Source organism: Rothia sp. P7208 (assembly GCF_048512915.1).
Lineage (GTDB): Bacteria > Actinomycetota > Actinomycetes > Actinomycetales > Micrococcaceae > Rothia.
Window position 1 is genome coordinate 79508 of sequence record NZ_JBLXXW010000006.1, and the last position, 19705, is coordinate 99212.

Annotated in this window: 17 protein-coding genes; 7 read left to right on the forward strand and 10 right to left on the reverse strand. The window is 47.1% G+C overall.

All coding sequences use genetic code 11. The annotated features are described in order from the left end of the window. Window positions 1-2: 2 nt before the first annotated feature. On the reverse strand, window positions 3-848 hold the full coding sequence (gene ppgK / locus ACN084_RS06710; RefSeq protein WP_419106320.1) for a polyphosphate--glucose phosphotransferase: 846 nt from the start codon (window positions 846-848) through the stop codon (window positions 3-5). 29 nt (window positions 849-877) lie between these two features. Beyond that, window positions 878-1789 carry a type I methionyl aminopeptidase gene (map, locus tag ACN084_RS06715; RefSeq protein ID WP_419106321.1) on the reverse strand — a complete coding sequence of 304 codons (912 nt, stop codon included), beginning with the start codon at window positions 1787-1789 and terminating at the stop codon, window positions 878-880. A gap of 244 nt (window positions 1790-2033) precedes the next feature. Here map and ACN084_RS06720 point away from each other — a divergent pair, with 244 nt between their 5' ends. The 4 genes from ACN084_RS06720 (at window position 2034) to ACN084_RS06735 (ending at window position 8021) form a co-directional block, all read left to right on the forward strand. Beyond that, entirely contained in the window at window positions 2034-2231 is a 198-nt protein-coding gene (locus tag ACN084_RS06720) for an SPOR domain-containing protein (protein WP_419101870.1), read from the forward strand. An 86-nt stretch (window positions 2232-2317) separates the two neighbouring features. Continuing rightward, complete coding sequence (gene panB / locus ACN084_RS06725) at window positions 2318-3235, forward strand: 3-methyl-2-oxobutanoate hydroxymethyltransferase (protein ID WP_419101869.1); 918 nt, start codon at window positions 2318-2320, stop codon at window positions 3233-3235. A gap of 172 nt (window positions 3236-3407) precedes the next feature. Beyond that, on the forward strand, window positions 3408-4748 hold the full coding sequence (gene glnA, locus ACN084_RS06730; protein WP_419101868.1) for a type I glutamate--ammonia ligase: 1341 nt from the start codon (window positions 3408-3410) through the stop codon (window positions 4746-4748). Window positions 4749-4859: 111 nt separating this feature from the next. Then, window positions 4860-8021, forward strand: coding sequence for a bifunctional [glutamine synthetase] adenylyltransferase/[glutamine synthetase]-adenylyl-L-tyrosine phosphorylase (locus tag ACN084_RS06735; RefSeq protein WP_419106323.1), 3162 nt, complete (start codon window positions 4860-4862; stop codon window positions 8019-8021). A gap of 14 nt (window positions 8022-8035) precedes the next feature. Here the strand turns inward: ACN084_RS06735 and budA are convergent, their stop codons facing one another. Both budA and glnA (ACN084_RS06745) read right to left on the reverse strand, forming a co-directional pair. After that, window positions 8036-8794: an acetolactate decarboxylase gene (gene budA, locus ACN084_RS06740; RefSeq protein WP_419106325.1), complete on the reverse strand. Its 759-nt coding sequence runs from the start codon at window positions 8792-8794 to the stop codon at window positions 8036-8038. A 167-nt stretch (window positions 8795-8961) separates the two neighbouring features. Further along, complete coding sequence (glnA, locus tag ACN084_RS06745) at window positions 8962-10386, reverse strand: type I glutamate--ammonia ligase (RefSeq protein ID WP_419101865.1); 1425 nt, start codon at window positions 10384-10386, stop codon at window positions 8962-8964. Window positions 10387-10587: 201 nt separating this feature from the next. Between glnA (ACN084_RS06745) and ACN084_RS06750 the strand changes: the two genes are divergently transcribed. Beyond that, a complete protein-coding gene (locus ACN084_RS06750) occupies window positions 10588-11022 on the forward strand; it encodes an RDD family protein (RefSeq protein ID WP_419101942.1) in 435 nt (144 codons plus the stop codon). Window positions 11023-11097: 75 nt separating this feature from the next. Here the strand turns inward: ACN084_RS06750 and ACN084_RS06755 are convergent, their stop codons facing one another. The 3 genes from ACN084_RS06755 to lipB form a co-directional block, all read right to left on the reverse strand. Further along, the gene (locus tag ACN084_RS06755; protein WP_419106326.1) at window positions 11098-11823 is read right to left on the reverse strand and encodes a DUF4191 domain-containing protein; all 726 of its coding nucleotides are present in this window, start codon (window positions 11821-11823) and stop codon (window positions 11098-11100) included. Between the two features lie 161 nt (window positions 11824-11984). After that, window positions 11985-12992, reverse strand: a complete 1008-nt coding sequence (gene lipA, locus ACN084_RS06760) for a lipoyl synthase (RefSeq protein WP_419101863.1) — start codon at window positions 12990-12992, stop codon at window positions 11985-11987. 104 nt (window positions 12993-13096) lie between these two features. After that, a complete protein-coding gene (lipB, locus tag ACN084_RS06765) occupies window positions 13097-13768 on the reverse strand; it encodes a lipoyl(octanoyl) transferase LipB (RefSeq protein WP_419101862.1) in 672 nt (223 codons plus the stop codon). Window positions 13769-13979: 211 nt separating this feature from the next. Here lipB and ACN084_RS06770 point away from each other — a divergent pair, with 211 nt between their 5' ends. After that, on the forward strand, window positions 13980-15581 hold the full coding sequence (locus tag ACN084_RS06770) for a protein kinase (RefSeq protein WP_419106328.1): 1602 nt from the start codon (window positions 13980-13982) through the stop codon (window positions 15579-15581). Between the two features lie 95 nt (window positions 15582-15676). Here the strand turns inward: ACN084_RS06770 and ACN084_RS06775 are convergent, their stop codons facing one another. The 3 genes from ACN084_RS06775 to lpdA all read right to left on the reverse strand — a co-directional run bounded on the left by ACN084_RS06775 (window position 15677) and on the right by lpdA (window position 19390). Continuing rightward, window positions 15677-16048: a hypothetical protein gene (locus tag ACN084_RS06775; RefSeq protein ID WP_419106329.1), complete on the reverse strand. Its 372-nt coding sequence runs from the start codon at window positions 16046-16048 to the stop codon at window positions 15677-15679. 173 nt (window positions 16049-16221) lie between these two features. Then, window positions 16222-17913 carry a 2-oxoglutarate dehydrogenase, E2 component, dihydrolipoamide succinyltransferase gene (gene sucB / locus ACN084_RS06780; RefSeq protein WP_419106330.1) on the reverse strand — a complete coding sequence of 564 codons (1692 nt, stop codon included), beginning with the start codon at window positions 17911-17913 and terminating at the stop codon, window positions 16222-16224. Between the two features lie 97 nt (window positions 17914-18010). Next, window positions 18011-19390 (reverse strand): dihydrolipoyl dehydrogenase, encoded by a 1380-nt coding sequence (lpdA, locus tag ACN084_RS06785; protein ID WP_419106331.1) that lies wholly within the window; start codon window positions 19388-19390, stop codon window positions 18011-18013. 111 nt (window positions 19391-19501) lie between these two features. Between lpdA and ACN084_RS06790 the strand changes: the two genes are divergently transcribed. Next, a partial coding sequence (locus ACN084_RS06790; RefSeq protein ID WP_419106332.1) for a hypothetical protein occupies window positions 19502-19705 on the forward strand: 204 nt, incomplete at its 3' end.

Below are 19705 nucleotides of genomic sequence, written 5' to 3' on the forward strand. Positions count from 1 at the left end.
TTTTAGCTCTCTTGTTCAGCTGCTAGTCTTTGGCGCTCGCCTTCAACAAACCCGAAAGCCCATAGTGCGGCTCCTACGATGCCGGCGTTATTCCGTAATGCGGCCATGACCATCGGGATATCAAGATCATCTTCGAAATATGGCATGAATTTTTCAGGATTTTTAGAGATTCCACCACCGATAATAAACAAGTCGGGGGAGAACAACAACGTTAGATGACTGAAATAACGGTGTAACCGTTTACCGTATTTCTTCCATGAGAGGTCATCTCGTTCACGTGCTCGCGCAGAGGCACGAGACTCTGCATTTTCTCCGTCTAATTCTAGGTGACCTAACTCCGTGTTAGGGATGAGCTGTCCATTGAGAATAAGGGCAGAGCCGATACCTGTACCTAAGGTAATAACAGCGATGAGCCCTTGTTTGTCTCGTCCTTGTCCGTAGTATGCTTCTGCAAGTCCGGCAGCGTCAGCATCATTGAGAGCGTAGACTGTTCGTCCGCCGAGAGCTTCGGACATTAATTGTTCGATGTTAACGCCAATCCATGATTTATCTACATTAGCGGCTGATAACGCAACGCCGTTTTTGACGATAGCTGGAAAATCAACGCCGATAGGAGAATCTTCAGATGGTGCTACAGGCCGTGACTGAAGTTCTTGAACAATGTCAGCAACAACTTGTGCACATGCTGCTGGTGTTGCTGGAGACGGCGTGGGGATACGGAATCGATCTGAAACAAGCTCTCCGGTACGAACATTGACGATACCGCCCTTGATACCGGTTCCACCAATATCAATACCAATGGTGAGATCTTCACATGATACGTGTGTTGTGGCGTTCTCTGAAGTCATAGATTCTCCTGATAGAGGTTGAGGGGGGGCTAAATAGAAGGAAGGGTAAGAATATCTGCACCGTCTTCGGTCACCACGAGAGTATGCTCAAATTGTGCAGAGCGTTGACGGTCTTTTGTGACGACTGTCCAATCGTCTTTCCATAGTTCCCACTCAATTCCGCCGAGAGTGAGCATTGGCTCAATCGTAAAAATCATGCCTACTTCCATGACCGTGTTATACGCTGGTGCAGCATCGTAGTGAGGGATGATGAGTCCTGAATGGAATTCTCGCCCTACACCGTGTCCGGTGAAATCTCGAACGACTCCATACCCAAAACGAGCAGCGTATTTTTCAATTACTCGACCAATAACATTAATTTCTCGCCCAGGTTTTACAGCTTTAATTGCACGGTCAAGAGATTCCTTGGTTCGTTCAACAAGAAGGCGTGATTGCTCATCAACATCACCGATGAGTAATGTCACGTTAGTATCTCCGTGCACACCATTTTTATAGGCTGTGACGTCAAGATTGAGAATATCTCCATCTTCTAAAACAGTGCTATCAGGAATTCCATGGCAAATCACTTCATTGAGCGATGTACACACCGACTTGGGGTACCCTCGGTATTCTACGGTTGATGGGTACGCCCCATGATCACAAATGTATTCGTGAACGATGACGTCAAGGGCATCAGTTGTGACACCAGGGGCAGCAGCTTTTGCTGCTTCAGCAATAGCGTTTGCTGCAATAGTGCCAGACTCTCGTACTAGTTCAATTTCTTCAGGCGTATACATATTAGAGTCGTAGCCTTCACGAGCTTCGGCTTTTCCCACGTATTCGGGGCGTTCAATATGTGTAGGGACTGGTCTAATAGGTGTGACTACTCCTGGTGTTAAACAGCCGATAGGTGCTTGCCCTGGGGTTGCAGGAAGATTATGTGAAGTGGAAAATTTAGCCATAGATTTATCCTAACTTGTCAAAGAGCGAGGTTCGTTGTTCTACTCTTCTTTCATAGAACGGATATTTTGCCGTATCTTGGCAAATAACGGCAGAAAATATTACTCATGCCAGAAAATAGAGAATCTATAAGGCATCTTAGAGAACGGTTCTAGAGTAGGCTGTGAGGTATACCTCCATCTTGTGAGAATATCTCACGTTATGATGCTAGAAGTGTCATATATATCATTAGAGAAAGGGACTCCTATGAGTAAAGACTACTTACCTGGACCAGAAGAAAATGAGTACTGGTATAACTTAAAAACACGACAGGTACAACAAGGAAACCTTGGACTAGGCACTGATTTATGGGGACCTTACCCAAGTTATGAGGAAGCCTTACACGCTATGGAAAAAGCAAAACAACGCAACGAAGAATGGGACGAAAACAACGATTCTTGGTAGTACCCTCCAGTTTGAACTTAAAGTGTGAAAGGTATTCTGAGATTCTGCTGAGGTAAATACAGGATGATAGCGGTAGACTTTTATCTATGAGTTCTACACCTGCTTCTGAAGAAAACGCGCCCTATAACGCTCAAAAAACCACGGAATCTTCCACACGAGAAGAACTAACATCTCACCAACCAAGTGTTTTTGACAACGTACGAAAGATTCGTACTGTTCACTTGAACGCGGCAAAAGTAGCTGGCGAAAAATTTGCGATGCTCACTTGCTACGATTACCTGACAGCACAAATTTTTGACGCCGCAGGAATCGAATTGCTCCTTGTCGGAGATTCAGCTTCAAATAATGTCCTCGGATATGAATCTACCTTAGCTATTACTGTTGATGAGATGATTCCACTTGTTGCTGCTGTATCTCGTGGAGCACAGCGTTCAATGGTTGTTGCAGATTTACCTTTCGGCTCATATCAGGCTTCCCCCGCTCAAGCAGTTGAGACAGCAAGCAGGTTCATGAAAGAAGGCGGTGCTCACGCTATTAAAATGGAAGCAAGCTCCGCCTACGCCGAACACGTAAAAGCCGTAACACAAGCGGGGATTCCTGTGATGGCACATATTGGGTTCACCCCACAATCCGAGCATGCCCTTGGTGGTTTCAGAATTCAGGGACGTGGCGAGAGCCGAGAAAAAATTCTTCACGATGCGCTAACCCTCACAGAAGCCGGAGCTTTCTGTCTCCTCATGGAAATGGTGACAGAAGACGTTGCAGAATCTGTGAACAACGCAGTAGGAGATATCCCCACCATCGGTATTGGCGCAGGATCCTCGACAACCGGTCAAGTTCTCGTATGGCAAGATGCTTTTGGGCTACGCCAAGGAAAAATGGCACGCTTTGTCAAACAATACGCACATATTGCTGAAGAACTCACTCATGCCGCAAAAACCTATCGGGAAGAAGTCCGTCAGGGCATCTACCCGGGGCCTGAACATATCTTTAAAAATTCATAGAGATAGACCGTTGATGATATCTCATCAACACCGCTACTGGAGTCTTAAAAAAGAACTCCACTCGTTCTCTGACATGATACGTCTAAAAGCGGAGAAAAAATGAGAGAACTTATACAGTGTAGACAGAAACCTATTACAGTCACCGACGACTAAAAATATTACGAGGAGTACCATGGACCGCCAACAAGAATTTGTTTTGCGCACTATCGAAGAACGCGATGTGCGTTTTGTCCGAATGTGGTTTACCGACGTCGTCGGAACACTCAAATCAGTTGCCCTCGCACCTGCAGAAGTCGAAAGTGCTTTTGCAGAAGGACTCGGATTTGACGGCTCATCCATCGAGGGGCTATCACGTATCTACGAATCAGATATGCTTTTGCAGCCTGACCCCGCAACATTCCAAATTCTTCCCTGGCGTGGTGATGAAGAACCCACCTCCCGTATGTTCTGCGATCTTCTCACACCCGACGGCAAACCCAGCGCAGCAGACACTCGAGGCGTTCTCAAACGTACCCTTGAAAAAGCGGCAAGTATGGGTTTTACCTGCTACACCTCACCAGAAATTGAGTTCTACCTCCTCAAATCCAAAGAGCTAGGACCTAACGGGTTCCCCATCCCCGTAGACTCAGAATCCTACTTTGACCACACACCGGGGGGAGTCGTCCAAGACTTTCGCCGTAGAGCCGTGACCATGCTTGAAGAAGTCGGAATCTCCGTCGAATTCTCTCACCACGAAGCTGGTCCCGGACAGAACGAAATTGACCTCCGCCATGCGGATGCACTGCAAACTGCAGATAATATTATGAGCTTCCGCACCGTCATCAAAGAAGTTGCACTCGCCCAGAATATCTACGCAACATTTATGCCTAAACCTTTCACCGAACACCCCGGGTCAGGCATGCACACACACTTTTCTCTCTTTGAAGGCGATACCAACGCCTTCTTCGAAGCTGGAGCAGAATACCAACTTTCACGTACTGCACGGCACTTTATCGCTGGTATCCTCAAACACGCACCAGAGTTTACATCTGTCACAAACCAGTTCGTGAACTCTTATAAACGACTCTGGGGCGGGGGAGAAGCACCCAGCTACGTCTCATGGGGACACAACAACCGCTCTGCACTCGTGCGTGTGCCACTCTATAAACCTAATAAGATGCAATCAGCGCGCATCGAATACCGTGGTATTGACTCCGCTGTGAACCCTTACCTTGCATATGCTGTTATCCTCGGCGCAGGCCTTAAAGGTATTGAAGGCGAATACGAACTTGGGCCAGCAGTAGTAGAAGACCTACAAGCCATGAGTTCTGCAGAACGTCGTGCAATGGGATACCACGCATTACCGTTCTCCCTACATGATGCCATCCATAAAACAGAAGAATCTGAATTTATGGCAGAAATACTAGGAGAACAGGTCTTTGAACAATTTCTTCGCAATAAGCGCACCGACTGGGAAGCATACCGCGCTGAGGTAACCCCATACGAACTTAAAAACAATCTAGGAATCCTCTAAAAAATAGGGTAGAACCAGCATCCAACGTCTCATGCTAGTTCTACCCTATTCTTCTACTACTATGAGCAAGCACCGGCACCCCTTCAACTATGGGCAGGGAAAGGACACACCGTGCCACCTACACAACCGGCAACAGGAACGCTGAGTATTGAAGAACTCGAACGTCGCGCACAACTAAGCCAAATGGTCGCTATCGGATTCTTTGACGCACAAAAAAGTCTGCGCTGGCTTGACGCCCCCGAGCTTAAGAAGATTGACCGAGAAAAACTCTTTGAGGGACTGCGCTATAGTCCATCACCAGATAGCGCACTCATAAGTCTCGTGCGCCTACTAGAAAAAGCGCCACAACTAGAAAAAACCCTCAACGCAGAACAAACTCCTCTCGCAATATATCGCTTGCTTGGAGCATCTGAAACTCTCGGAGATTTTTTGCTCCGGCACCCAGAACATCTTGACGTCTTAACCTCCCCTCAAGAACATTTACTTGAAGAACCCTGCCCGCCCACACTATTACCAGAGAAAGACCACGAACACCTCTGCCCACAAGCACCATTAGACACCCAATACCGCCGTTCTCTTCTCAAAGCTCTTGGCGCCAACCCCGAAGACGAAAACCCTACGGCTCAAAGCTACGACAAAAACGCGTATATTACACTTCGTACGCTCTACCGTCGTTACCTCTGCGAAATTGCTGTCTGCGACCTCGCCGCAGACAACCCTCAAAAAATTATGCCTCTGGTGAGTCGAAAACTCGCTGACCTCGCGTCTGCTGCCTTAGACGGAGCACTCGCTATTGCCCGTGCAGAAGCTAACACAAAGTGGGGGGAAAACAATACACAACAAGTACAACTATCTATTATTGGTATGGGAAAATGCGGAGCCCGAGAACTCAACTACATCTCTGACGTCGACGTTATGTATGTTGTCGATACTAAGACCCTACCTGAATCAGAAACACCACTAACCGATGAACAAGTCTCACGTATCGCCTCAGAAATCGTTCAGACTATCTCAAAAGTTATTATGTCCCCAGCCAGTGAACCTGCACTCTGGGAACTTGACCCAAACCTTAGACCTGAAGGGAAAGATGGCGCCCTCGTAAGAACCATCGATTCCTATACCTCCTATTATCAACGATGGGCAGAAAACTGGGAATTTCAAGCACTTCTTAAAGCACGCCCCATCGCAGGTAACGCAGACCTCGGCTACCGATGGATGCAAAAAATTACCGGATTCATCTGGGAATCCTCAAATAGAGAAGGCTTCGTCTCCTCCGTACAAAAAATGCGCGCTCGCGTGACCGAAAATATCCCTGCACAGCATCGGGAACGCCAACTTAAACTTGGGCCTGGCGGACTACGAGACATTGAGTTTACCGTACAACTTTTGCAACTGGTCCACGGGCGTTTTACCCCCTCCGTGAGAACTCAAGCCACTACAGACTCCCTGCAAGCGTTAAGTAAAGCAAGTTTTATCGGGCGTGCTGACGCACAGAGTTTTGAAGAACACTATCAGAAGATTCGTCTGATGGAGCACCGTCTGCAACTTCGGTACATGCGGCGGACGCACCTCATGCCCGAAAAAGATGAAGATATTAGGGTGCTGGCACGCGCTATTACTTCTCCTGAACATATCGGTGAACAGACCGCACAAGGACTCATCAAAGACTGGACAAAAACTAAACGTGCCATTCGTTCTTTGCATGAGCGTCTTTTCTTCCGCCCTCTTCTGGCGGCTGTCTCGCATTTATCTCAAAGTGAAGTTGCGTTAACACCTGAAGAAGCTCAGGCTCGTCTAGGAGCTTTAGGCTATAAAGATACACGAACAGCGATGCGACATATCCAAGCCCTCACCCAAGGTATTAAACGTAGCGCTGAGATACAACGTACACTCATGCCAGTGCTTTTAGGATGGCTCGCACAGGGCGTAGACCCAGACGCCGGATTATTAGGTTTTCGTCGACTCTCAGAGTCCTTAGGTACAACACCTTGGTATCTGAGGATGCTCAGAGACTCTCCTGCAGCGGCTGAACGAGTCTGCCAGATTCTCTCAAGTTCACGTTTTATTACGGACCTTCTTGAAGACGCACCAGAATCTATCGCATGGTTAGACCATCAAGAAGATCTACTTCCGCGTAGTGTTGAGGCGTTACAAGAAGTCTTGCACAATAGTCTGATACGTCATGAAGATACCGCCGACGCAATCCGAAGTGTGAGGATGATTCGTCGCCGTGAAATTCTTCGTATTGCTATGGGTGAAGCCATCAATTTCTTGAGCCTCGAACAAACCATGCAGGCTCTAACGACTATCGACCAAGTTACGGTTGAAGCGGCACTGAACATTGTTCTTCGCGAACGTTACACTCGTACTCAACAAGAACCGAAAACTCAAGTGTGCATCATTGCGATGGGACGACACGGCGGATTTGAGATTGGCTACGGATCAGATGTGGATGTGATGTACGTACATGAGCCGTGTGAGGGGATTGATGAAAGTGTTGCTGCCTCTGAAGCAACAGAGATTATTCATCGAATGGTACAGATTCTCAAACAGCCGTGTACGCCACCTTTGAGAGCGGAAAAAATTCTTGATATTGATGCGAACCTCCGTCCTGAAGGAAAATCTGGGCCGATGGTTCGCTCATTGGCATCGTTTAGAGAATACTACGAGCGTTGGGCTGATACATGGGAGCATCAGGCGTTGCTTCGTGCTCGTCCCTTTGCTGGGTCTAAGGCACTCGGAGAAAAGTTTATGAACTTGATTGCACTGTATCGTTATCCTGCCACGCTTACCATGCAGCAGGTGATGGATATTCGGCGCATTAAAGCCCGCGTTGAGAACGAGAGGATGCCACAAGGTGCTGATAGAAACCGGCAACTTAAATTAGGCCGCGGTAGCTTATCTGACGTGGAGTGGCTGATTCAGATGATTCAGCTTTGCTGCGCCTCTAAAATACCCACTCTTCAAGTGACCAGTACTCTACAAGCTTTAGAACAGGCGAAAATAGCTGGATTATTGAAAGAATCTGATGCGAGGATTCTTAGCCGAGCATGGAAACTAGCAACGAAAATTCGAGGATGCCAGATGCTCAGAACGGGACGTCCTTCTGACGTTTTGACGAGTACACGTATTGACCTTGAAGCGATTGCGAGATGGTGCGCCTACCCTTCAGGTCATACACGTGAACTTGAAGAAGATTATCTGCGAGCAACCAGGCAAGCCCGACAAGTTTTTGAACGCCTTTTCTTTGACACTGATTTTCGCCAGTTGTAGATGACTCTCATATTTTATGAGCTGTGCTTTTCTGCCTTCGAGATTTGCTCTGCAAGGTCTTCTGGAGAGAGATTCGCTTGAGAAAATTCTGGGGTGAGTGGTAACTGTAGCTTGAGAGAGGTTCCCGGGCATATCTCAACGTGGGCTTCTTTGAGCTTAAAATCGACAACGTGCCCACCTGCCTGATAGGTGTTATCGATGAAGTGTGCGTGGCATCCTGGAACCCCAATGCCTTGTTCATAGATAGGCGTCCTAAAACCGACAATGGTTCCTTCACAATGATCAAATTGGACGATATCTTCATTCTCTGTGGCGTCTACCATCTTAGGGTACGGTTTGGATTGTCTGATGACGGTTCTGGTGCGAACCCATTCAAAAGAACCAACAATTTTGATGGCATACATGTAGTTTTGTGAGACCGTGAAATCATCGAGCACTTGAGCGGCTGAACGTCGAAGAATGTTCTGTGGAAGCTCGCGCTTAATAACGGGTTTGAAATGAGTAACGACCGCAAAAGGGGTCTTTTGATGCATATGCGCAGGGCTGATAGACCCATCATGCCGCATTTGGTAGCATTTTCCGTCCAGAATGATCATTTCGCCGTCAAGCCCGTTAAACGTTCCGACACCGAAGTCTCCGTGCGTGAGAAGTTCTTCGATGTTCATCTCTCCCTCATAGACTCCATCGAGTAATTGCGCCATGAGCCCTGTTTGAAAAACTTCGTGGGGACGTAACAACACCTGAGATGAGGTGAAATCTGAGATTTGTTCCATAGTTTGATTCAACTCTCTAGACAATAGGGGGACAGCTGAGACGGAATATTCTTCTCTACTATTCTAAAGCACTTATATACGTGATGAGCACTGTACTTAAGCTACGAGAAAGGTCCTCCTCGAGAAGAACGAGGAGGACCTTTCGTGATATTCACCCTACGAGGAAATTAGACACCGTAGTACATGGCAAATTCAAGCGGGTGAGGAACAAGAGAAAGAGGCTCAAGTTCTTGGGTGCGCTTGTAATCAATCCACGCGTTGATGAGGTCTTCGGTGAAGACGTCACCTTGAAGTAGGAACTCATGGTCTGCTTCAAGCGCTTCAAGCGCTTCAGCAAGGCTTGCAGGAGCCTTCTTAATATCTTTGGCTTCTTCTGCCGGTAGCTCGTAGAGGTCCTTATCAACTGGAGCAGGTGGCTCAATACGGTTGCGAATACCGTCTAGACCTGCCATGAGCTGAGCAGCAAAAGCAAAGTATGGGTTGCAGGAGGGGTCTGGAGCACGGAACTCGAGACGTTTCGCCTTAGGGTTAGTTCCGGTGATAGGGATACGAATACCAGCGGAACGGTTACCCTGAGAATACACCATGTTAACAGGTGCTTCATAGCCGGGGACTAGACGCTTATAGGAGTTGACCGTGGGGTTGGTGAATGCAAGAACTGCTGAGGAATGCTCAATCAGACCGCCAATATACCAGCGTGCAGTATCAGAGAGGTTTGCATAACCGCGCTCGTCGTAGAAGAGAGGTTCCCCATTGTTCCATAGTGACTGGTGGCAGTGCATACCAGAACCGTTATCACCAAAAATGGGTTTAGGCATGAAGGTGACAGACTTGCCGTATGCATCTGCGGTGTTTTTGACGACATATTTGAACTTTAGAAGGTCGTCTGCTGCTTGGGTGAGGGTGGAGAACTTGTAGTTAATTTCTGCCTGACCTGGGCCTCCAACCTCGTGGTGAGAGCGTTCTACCTCGAGCCCGACCTCGTCGAGTGCTACACAAATGGAGTCTCGCAAATCTGCTTGTTTATCAACGGGAGAAACAGGGAAATATCCACCTTTGGTGGGGGTTTTATTACCAAGGTTTCCGCCTTCTTCAACGCGTCCAGTGTTCCACTGTGCTTCGTCAGAATCAACAGCATAGAAGGAACCTTGGGGCTGGACGTCGTATCGTACGTCCTCAAAGACGAAAAATTCTGCTTCAGATGCGAAGAATGCTGTATCCGCAATACCTGTAGATTTGAGGTATTCTTCAGCGCGTTCGGCAACACCACGAGGGTCACGGTGGTAAGGCTCTCCGGTGCGTGGATTAACGATGGAGCAGGTGATGACCAGAGTCTTTTCGACACGGAAAGGATCTACATACGCAGAATTGACGTCGGGGATAAGTTGCATATCAGATTCTGCGATGCCTTGGAACCCTCGAATGGATGATCCGTCAAAAAGCTGCCCATTGACAAAGAAATCATCGTCGATAGATTTAGCAGGAAGGTTGAAGTGCTGCTGTACACCGGGCATATCGCAGAAGCGGATGTCGACGAATACGACTTCTTCATCCTTAATGAAATCTAGAACTTCTTGTGCGCTGGTAAACATGGTCGGTTGTTCTCCTTAGATGAGTTTTGAGGCGACCGTAAAAATTTAGGTAATCCCCTGTGGTTGTTGTTAACCATATTCTGGTATTTTTGCTCAAACGTATCTTTTATGTTTCGTGTTCGTAACATGAATGAGAGATGTAAGTCACCTCTAGGGTGTTCCTCTGACCATATGAGAAAAGTTAGATACTCTTAAACCGTGATGAAACGCGAAGATTTAGGGTCCTGGCTCAACGGCCCGCCTACAGACCAAAAATACCCAGGCGAATACATGGGAAGACCTCAACAAGGTCCTGGTTCTATCGCCCGTTTTGGGCGAAGAATTATTGCTTTTTGTATCGACTGGTATCTTTGGTGGGCAGTACTGTATTTTTTGAACGTTCCACACCTACAAGTATTCTTACTTCTTGTTGTTTGGGCCTATCAAAGCATCACCATCGGCTTATACGGGCATACTTTAGGGCATTTCTTGTGTGGGATGCAGGTCCAAACTCTTGATGGGCGTCCTGTCGGAGTGAAGAACGCTATCTTACGTTCAACTTTGGTAATGCTTGTTCTCCCCGTTTTTATGATGGATGCAGATACACGGGGAGTACATGACAGAATTCGCAATATGATTCTTGTACGTATCCGTTGATATATGGCAAAGATAAAAATAAGGGTGGTTGGTGACGCGTATACATCACCAACCACCCTTATTTATAAATACTTTTTATCGTCCGCGCATAGCCTGACGGTCAGGTCGCATACGACTTGGATCAATGCCCTTAGGAATAGGTAGCATATTATTTTGCAACGATGACAATCGGTTATTGATAGCGTGAACTTCTTGCTGAGTGAGTTGCTTAGGAAGTTTCTTCATCTGAGGAACAATTTTCTTCAGAGGAGTCTGCCCTTCACCATTGCCAGAATGAATAACATGAACTGGAACATTAGGAATCACTCGTTTAAGACGTTTCTTTTCCTGATTAACCAGTGAAGATACACGGGCAGGCGTACCTTCGGTAACCAAAACAATACCAGGACGACCAAGTGCGCGGAAGACAACATCTTGAGTTCGAGGATTAATAGCTACCGGTTGCTGTTCTACAATCCATCCTCGACGTAGAGAATTCAACGCTGCACCAGATGCGCCGGTCTGACCTTCAATCTGACCGAAAGCAGCTTTTTCTGCTTTTCGGGAAAGAATCATAACAGCAACAAGAAGAGCAAAAGGAATGCCGATAATAGTCCACGTAATCCAGTTCTTGAGCAGGATACCGAGGAGGACAAAGGCAATAAGAACAGCTGCTGCCCAGAAGAAAAGAATCCAACCAATACGAGGCTCAGATGTGCGAGTCATAGCATAGACTTGCTTCATCTGAGCAAACATGCCAGGACCTTTATTCTTTTTCTTTTTGTCTTGTTGTGCGCGCTTTTCGTCGCGTGATGAAGTCACTGTGCGTCCTTCGCTTAAGGTGTTGTGCTGGGGCACCCAACCACGCAGGCTGAGAGCGTACAAATATTTATTCTATATGACGTATCGGCTGAGACGATGTTGGGAGGAGAAAATATCCATTACAGAGCAAAAGTCGCAGCCAAAATACGTGTTTCTCGGGCCTAATATCCTGCAGCAACTAAAGCGGAAGCTTCTTGCATTGCTCCGCCGTCATCGTCAATATGAGCAAGTTCGGGTGGAATAGGGTAACCGTTATGCTTCATAGCGCGTGCCCAGAGGCGTCCTGCACGGTAGGAGGAACGGACCATTGGGCCTGCCATAACTCCAGCAAAACCGATTTCTTCTGCCATAGCAGAATATTTAAGGAATTCTTGGGGTTTAACCCAACGATCAATGGGATGGAAGAGCGGACCCGGCCGCAGATATTGCGTCAAAGTGATGGTGTCACAACCGTAATCGTAGAGGTCGCAAAGGGCCTCGTAAATTTCTTCTTCGGTTTCGCCCATTCCAAGAATCAGATTCGATTTGGTGATGAGACCAGCTTCTTTACCCTGTTGGATTACCTCAAGAGAGCGTTCGTAACGGAATGCTGGGCGAATCTTACGGAAAATTCGTGGAACAGTTTCGAGATTGTGCGCAAACACTTCTGGTTTAGCGTCAATAACTTGCTGTACGTCTTCTGGCGTGCCTTTGAAATCGGGGATAAGGATTTCGACACCTGTTCCAGGCGATACTTTATGAATCTGGCGGATGGTTTCTGCATAGAGCCATGCACCACCATCGGGTAAGTCGTCTCGTGCAACACCAGTAACGGTGGTATAACGTAGCCCCATTTTTTTAACAGATAGCGCAACTTTAATTGGTTCAGTACGGTCTAGAGCTACAGGTTTTCCGGTTGCAATTTGGCAGAAATCGCAGCGACGAGTGCATTCTGAACCGCCGATGAGGTACGTTGCTTCACGGTCTTCCCAACATTCGTAGATATTGGGGCAGCCGGCTTCCTCGCAGACTGTATGTAGCCCAGAGCCACGAGCGAGGTTAATCATGTCTTTGTAGGCAGGACCGACTTTGGCTTTAGTTTTAATCCAGTGAGGCTTTTTCTCGATGGGGACTTCAGCGTTACGTGCTTCCACACGCAATAGCTTGCGTCCTTCGGTAGCTACGCTCATCTTTAGTGCTCCTTTTTCTTCCAATGACCTGATGAAATTCTAATGCTATACGGGCCATTCATTAATAATTTATTGCGTGTGTGATGCAATGAAGTCTGTGATGTTTATTGTGCTCGCGGTTCAAAAGACTCGGCTAGTTGGTCGCTGTACCTTAAAAGCTCAGCTTCGAGAGAATCTAATAATTCTTCAGGGGTGAAGCGTCTGCCGAGTTGTTCGCTAATGCTGGTAACACCAGCATCGCTAATTCCACAGGGAATAAATTGGCTAAATGGTGTTAAATCATTGCAACAATTAATGGCAAAACCGTGCATCGTAGTATTTTTAGCAACACGTATACCAATAGCAGCAATTTTGCGGTCTGGAGTATTGCCTTCTCCGAGAATCCACACCCCAGAGCGTCCTTGGACTCTACGTCCTTGTATCCCTAGTTGTGCAAGAACATTAATCATGATGTCTTCACAGATACGAACATAACGTACAACATCAAGGGGCTCCGGCAAACGAACAATAGGGTAGCCGACTAGTTGCCCAGGCCCGTGCCATGTAAGTTTTCCGCCTCTATCAATTGGAACTACGGGTGTACTGGTATCTGAGGGGTATTCATGTGCTTCAGTGCGTTTACCAGCTGTAATAACAGCTTGATGTTCTAACAATAACACCGTATTTTGCTGTTCATAAGCGGAGACTTTATCGTGAATGCGCTGTTGTAAAGAAAGCGCTTTGACATAGTCTACGTAATCGGGGGCAAAACCAACCCGCTTAATCTCTAAGCTCATATCTTCTACAGTATCCTTGTTTTTCTCTGTTCGGAAATTCCTCAAACGTGAGATTCGTCCGAGACGGAACAAAGGGCATCCTAAGTTTTTCAAGGAACATGACAGAAATATTTCTTAGCTAACCTATTTATCCACATCTATATGACTAGGTGAAATGCTGTTGTGTGGATATCTTCTCTCATAAGAGTTCTCCCTAAGATATACCAGAACCATGAGTAACCAGCCAACGAACTATCCTCATACCATTCCCCTCGACCAATATGCTACGTTTCGATATTCTCTCGGCTCAACGCAACAGCGAAGCCTGTGGGCGGTGAGTTACCTTCCCGAAGAACAGAACAACCCCTTATCAATTCCCGAAGGAAACTACACGCTCGAAGAGATACGAGATATTCCGCCAGAAGAAATGCGACCGGCAGAGAGACTATGCTCTCTACCAACCCATGAAGACATCGCAACTGTTTTCGCTATATCCTCCACTGGCGATAAAGAATATATTTGGTATGAACAAACTGATGCTGGAACTTTAGAGAACCTCCTCCTTGTGCGGAATAAAATTACCCCAGAAGAAGTGACAGGCATGGTTGAACAGCTCTGTCGTGGTCTGCGCTGGCTACACGAACAGCAAATGGCATATCATGCGCTGAACCCTCGAAATATTGGTTTTACCGGCGAAGGAAAATTGAAACTATATGCTCCAGAAAGAGAACTCCGCGGAGCAAACAGAACCGTCATCGACGAATATATTCGTCAGGACGAATCAGCCTTTGCCTCTATTATTTGGCGCTGTTTAACTGGTGAAGAACCTGCCACTACACATGAACGGACCCCTTTACATTTTCTGTACCCAACAATGAATACAGAATTAATGCAGCATCTGGAAGCAGCCATCGATAAAACCGAACAGATGCCTCATATGCACGAAATTTACCGTCTATTAGCTCATGAGTTCGTTCCTCGCCCGGTAAACCTTTGTGCCAGTGCCCATCCACAAACACATGGAACTCTACCTGCAGAAGAGCCCTGGCGAACGTCTTCTCCTGAACAGAAGAGTGGCTATCAACGATTCTTTGAACGAGGCTCTATCGAACTATCTTCCTCGGTTGACCTTAACCATGATGCATCACCTTATGGAATCAAAAAAGCTGTCGCTGATGTGATAGCGAAAATCTCTCAGTCGTTTTCACGAGGCAAGATCTTATGGGGGATAGGAGGGATTATCTGCTGTACTGTAGCCATGATACTGACATATGGAGTCACCGAATCATCTCACTCACCCTTGGCAGAACTTCGCCACGAAAATATTCATGAAAGTTCTTCTGCAAAGAGCGGCATGACACCAGCACCATCACACGGTAGCTTTGCCCGTGCCGAAGACGAGGAACGTTCTGCTATCGAAGATGAACCTACGTTAGAAGGAGAAGACCTTGTTGAGGTATTAGGAACGTTATTGCATAAACGTCAGGAATCCTTCTCTCAACAGAACCCTCAGATACAAACTTATGCCATCGAGAACTCTCCACAATACCTAGCTGATATGGACTTACATAAACGCGATACTCAGAAAGAACTTGGACGTCAAGAAGTAAAAATAGCTCATATACAGAAGGTAGATAACAGCCCAAAACGTATAGATGTCCAAGCTGATGTTATCTCTCCGTCTCAAAGTGCAGAACTTTTAACAGAAGAAGAAAAACAACGTTACGGAATTAAAAATATGGGAGAAAACGTTCAGCAGACAGTACGTTTTACGCTTCTGCCTGATGAGACAACCTGGAAAATCTATGAGGCTGTTCCTGTGAATGAAGAATAAAGAACATACAATGCGTATCGAAAACGCGGTGTGAGTATCGAAAGTTTAATCGATACCCACACCGCGTTATGTAATCCTGTGTGTAGAAAAATCTTTTAGTGCCAGAGCGTTGCTAGAGCAATATTAATTAAAGCAAGTCCGCCAACAGCATGTGCTAAGGGGATATTGCGTGCTTTCTCAAGGGTACCTGCAGCTTGTGCCATTTTGTATTGACGTTGACCAACAAACGCCGCTACGCAGATAACGATTGCCAAGAGAATCTTGATACCAATTTTCATGTGGTTTAGCTCTGCATGTTGAGACATCTGAATGAAATACAGGGCAAAGCCTGTAGCTAGCTGCAAAAGTGATGCATAAAATTGTCCGGGAAGAACGATAGCTTGTTTGAAGTATGCTACCCAGATTCCGAAGACTAATGCTGCTCCGACGATATGTAAGAAAACTAAGAATGCAATAACCGTGCTCATGTCTCTAGTCTACGGAACAAACAAATATTTTGCAGACACATTGACACTAAAACTCTGTTCAGTGCTCAAAAACACGCACTCAAACAAGGGCGGGTGTAAGCCGCATTATATATGCGACTTACACCCACCCTGTTCTAGCTACAGACTTATACCTAGAAAACTATCACTAGTTTTTAGAGACCAACCTCGGCCTCAAATGCAGCGCCTTCAAGGCGAGTCTGCAAGAAGTGAAGGAAACGACCAGCGTCTGCACCGTCAATAACACGGTGATCGTAGGTCAAAGAGAGGTATGCCATGCTACGGATCGCGATAACATCGTTGCCTTCTGCATCCTGAATAACTGCAGGACGCTTAACCGTTGCACCAATACCCAAAATAGCCACGTTAGGCTGGTTGATAATAGGAGTGAAGAATACGCCACCGGTATTACCAATATTAGAAATGGTGAAAGTAGAACCGGATAGCTCTTCTGGGTTAATCTGACCGGTACGTGCGCGAGAAGCAACATCACCAATTTTCTTAGCTAAGCCAGCTACGTTCAAGTTTCCAGCATCCTGAATAACAGGAACGAGTAGACCCTTAGGAGTATCTGCTGCAATACCAATGTTCTCAGTATTGTGGTAGGTGATTTCCTTAAGATCTTCAGACATAGAAGCGTTGAATTGAGGGAACTGCTGAAGAGCCTCAGTAACTGCCTTAGTGAAGAATGGCAAGAAGGTGAGCTTAGCTCCCTCACGTGCAGCAAAACCATCTTTCGCTTTGTTGCGAAGAGCAACAAGGCGAGTCAAATCAACTTCAGCAACCTGAGTAAGCTGAGCAGAAGTTGCCAAAGACTCCACCATACGCTTTGCAATGGTCTGGCGAATACGAGGAGCCTTTTCAGTTGTACCGCGCTTTGAAGATACCTTAGGTGCAGCCGGAGCAGCCTTCTGCTCAGCAGCTGCTGCAACAGGTGCAGCCGCAGCTACAGCTGGGGCGGTAGCAACAGGTGCGGCAGGAGCAGCAGACTTCTTAGCCTCTACAGCTGCTTGAATATCCTGCTTGCGGATACGTCCACCAACGCCTGTTCCCTTAATCGTTGAAAGGTCAATGCCTTCTTGCTTTGCCAACTTGCGGACAAGAGGAGTGACGTATACTTCGCCCTGTGCAGCAGGAGTCTCTTCAGTAACAGGAGTTGCAGGAGCTACTGTCTCAGCAGCAGGTGTAGCTGCAACAGCTGGAGCCTGTTCTGCAGGTGCGGAAGGTGTAGCAGGTGCAGCAGCAGAAGCGCTAGAAGCACTACCGATAACAGCAAGAACCTGGCCAACTTCAGCTTCTTCATCTTCTTGAACACGAATCTCTAGGAGAGTACCTGCAGCAGGAGAAGGAACCTCAGTGTCAACCTTGTCGGTGGAAACTTCCAAGAGTGGTTCATCAACCTCAACGGTTTCGCCGACTTCTTTGAGCCAACGAGTGACCGTACCAGAAGAAACAGACTCACCCAGTGCCGGAAGAACAACTTCTTGTCCTTCTGCAGAACCGGCAGCTGGCGCCTGCTCAGCAGGTGCAGCAGGAGCCTCTTGCTGAGAAGCAGCTGGAGCTGATTTCTCCGCAGCAGCTGCAGGCGCAGCAGGAGCTGCAGCGCCAGAACCATCGCCAATCACGATGAGAGGAGCGCCAACCTCAACGTCAGCATCTTCTTCAACAAGAATCTGCTCTACAACACCAGCTACGGGTGAAGGAACCTCAGTATCAACCTTGTCGGTAGAAACTTCAAGAAGGGGGTCATCAACGGCTACGGTATCGCCAACTTCAACGAGCCAGCGGGTAACGGTACCCTCGGTTACGGATTCGCCCAATGCGGGCAGTTCTACTGTGTGGGACATATCTTCCCGTTCTCCTTGTGAATTCGGAAATTATAAAAAGTGGAGGTGAAGGCGTAACAACCTCAGCTGATACGCCAACACAAAATACTGAGAAGTATTAGCCGTGTAGGGGAGCACCAGCAAGTGCCATAGCAGCTTCGCCAAGAGACTCGTTCTGAGTTGGGTGCGCATGGATGAACTGTGCTACATCCTCAGGGAAAGCTTCCCAAACAACCCACATCTGAGCCTCGCCAATCTGCTCGCCCATACGCTTACCAATAGCATGGACACCGACAATGGGGCCATCTTTCTGACGAACAACCTTAACAATACCGCCAGTGCCCAAAATTGCAGACTTACCGTTACCAGCCAAATTGTATTCAGTGGTTTCGATGTTTTCTGCACCGAATTTCTCTTCAGCCTTAGGCTGAGAATAACCCACAGAAGCAATCTCAGGTTCGCAGAAAGTAACCTTAGGAATATTGACGTCCTCAACAATTTGAGGGTTCAAACCAGCAATCTCTTCTGCAACAAAGCGGCCCTGCTGGTAGCCACGGTGTGCCAACTGAACACCAGGAACAATATCGCCAATAGCATAGATATTACCAACACCGGTATGTAGACGCTCGTTGGTAATTACGAAACCGCGATCCATCGTAAGACCCTGCTCTTCGTAACCGAAACCAGCAGTATTGGGGCCACGACCAACAGCAACAAGAACGATATCTGCTTCAAAAACTTTGCCGTCAGCTAATGTGACTTTAGCGCCGTTAGCGTCCTGTTCAACCTTCTCAAAAAGAGTTCCGGTATTGAACTTAATACCACGCTTTTTGAATTCACGTTCTAGAACTTTAATGATGGAAGGATCTTCGTTGGGGACGAGGTGAGGTAGACCCTCAATGATAGTAACCTCAACACCCATTGAGTTCCACATAGACGCAAACTCAGAACCAATGACACCGCCACCAAGAACGATAGCGCTCTTGGGCAGATAATCCATCTGAAGTGCTTCGGTAGAAGTAAGAACACGGTCACGAATCTCTAGACCAAAAGTTTTGGATACAGAACCAGAAGCCAAGATGATGTGCTTGCCCTTATAAGCAGTTCCATCAACAGTAATGGTATCGGTAGCGGTCAGCTTACCTTCACCAGAAATAACGGTGACTTTTTTCATCTTCAAAAGACCAGAAAGTCCCTTGAACTTTCCTGCAACGATGCCGTCTTTGTAATCGCGAACTTTACCCATATCAATGGATTCCACAGTGGCATTAACGCCATACTTGGACGCTTCACGAGATTCCTCAGCCAATTCTGCCGCGTGCAAATACGCTTTGGTCGGAATACAACCGGTGTGAAGACAGGTGCCACCGAGCTTTTCTTTCTCGATAAGACCGACGGTGAATCCTAGCTGAACTGCACGAAGAGCTGCTGAATAACCAGCGCTTCCGCCGCCGAGGATGAGAATATCAAATTCTTGAGCTGTTGCCGTATCGGGCACTTTTGCGCTCCCTTGCGTAGATTGGAATAAATCCATTTTGCTTAAGGTTTCGGTTCATTGACCTAAAACACTGCTCTCTAACAATGATTGTAGAAAGAGCGCAGATAGCCTATGAACTCTCCTCTCTACCGTACCGCAACTCAGATGTGTGGAGTGTACAAAGGTGAAAGTGTTACAGATGTTTTAGGAAGAACACATCACACTAGGGTAGAGGTCACGTTTAAAACCGCACCCAAAGAACTCCATGTATTAACAAAGTCGGGCTTTATGCTTCTGCCGAAAGCCCGACCCTCGCCGTTTTATATAATATCACCC

Coding starts and splice junctions, on each gene's coding strand:
- ppgK (WP_419106320.1), bottom strand. CDS start 848: ATGACTTCAGAGAACGCCACAACACACGTATCATGTGAAGATCTCACC.
- map (WP_419106321.1), bottom strand. CDS start 1,789: ATGGCTAAATTTTCCACTTCACATAATCTTCCTGCAACCCCAGGGCAA.
- ACN084_RS06720 (WP_419101870.1), top strand. CDS start 2,034: ATGAGTAAAGACTACTTACCTGGACCAGAAGAAAATGAGTACTGGTAT.
- panB (WP_419101869.1), top strand. CDS start 2,318: ATGAGTTCTACACCTGCTTCTGAAGAAAACGCGCCCTATAACGCTCAA.
- glnA (WP_419101868.1), top strand. CDS start 3,408: ATGGACCGCCAACAAGAATTTGTTTTGCGCACTATCGAAGAACGCGAT.
- budA (WP_419106325.1), bottom strand. CDS start 8,794: ATGGAACAAATCTCAGATTTCACCTCATCTCAGGTGTTGTTACGTCCC.
- glnA (WP_419101865.1), bottom strand. CDS start 10,386: ATGTTTACCAGCGCACAAGAAGTTCTAGATTTCATTAAGGATGAAGAA.
- ACN084_RS06750 (WP_419101942.1), top strand. CDS start 10,588: ATGAAACGCGAAGATTTAGGGTCCTGGCTCAACGGCCCGCCTACAGAC.
- lipA (WP_419101863.1), bottom strand. CDS start 12,992: ATGAGCGTAGCTACCGAAGGACGCAAGCTATTGCGTGTGGAAGCACGT.
- lipB (WP_419101862.1), bottom strand. CDS start 13,768: ATGAGCTTAGAGATTAAGCGGGTTGGTTTTGCCCCCGATTACGTAGAC.
- ACN084_RS06770 (WP_419106328.1), top strand. CDS start 13,980: ATGAGTAACCAGCCAACGAACTATCCTCATACCATTCCCCTCGACCAA.
- ACN084_RS06775 (WP_419106329.1), bottom strand. CDS start 16,048: ATGAGCACGGTTATTGCATTCTTAGTTTTCTTACATATCGTCGGAGCA.
- sucB (WP_419106330.1), bottom strand. CDS start 17,913: ATGTCCCACACAGTAGAACTGCCCGCATTGGGCGAATCCGTAACCGAG.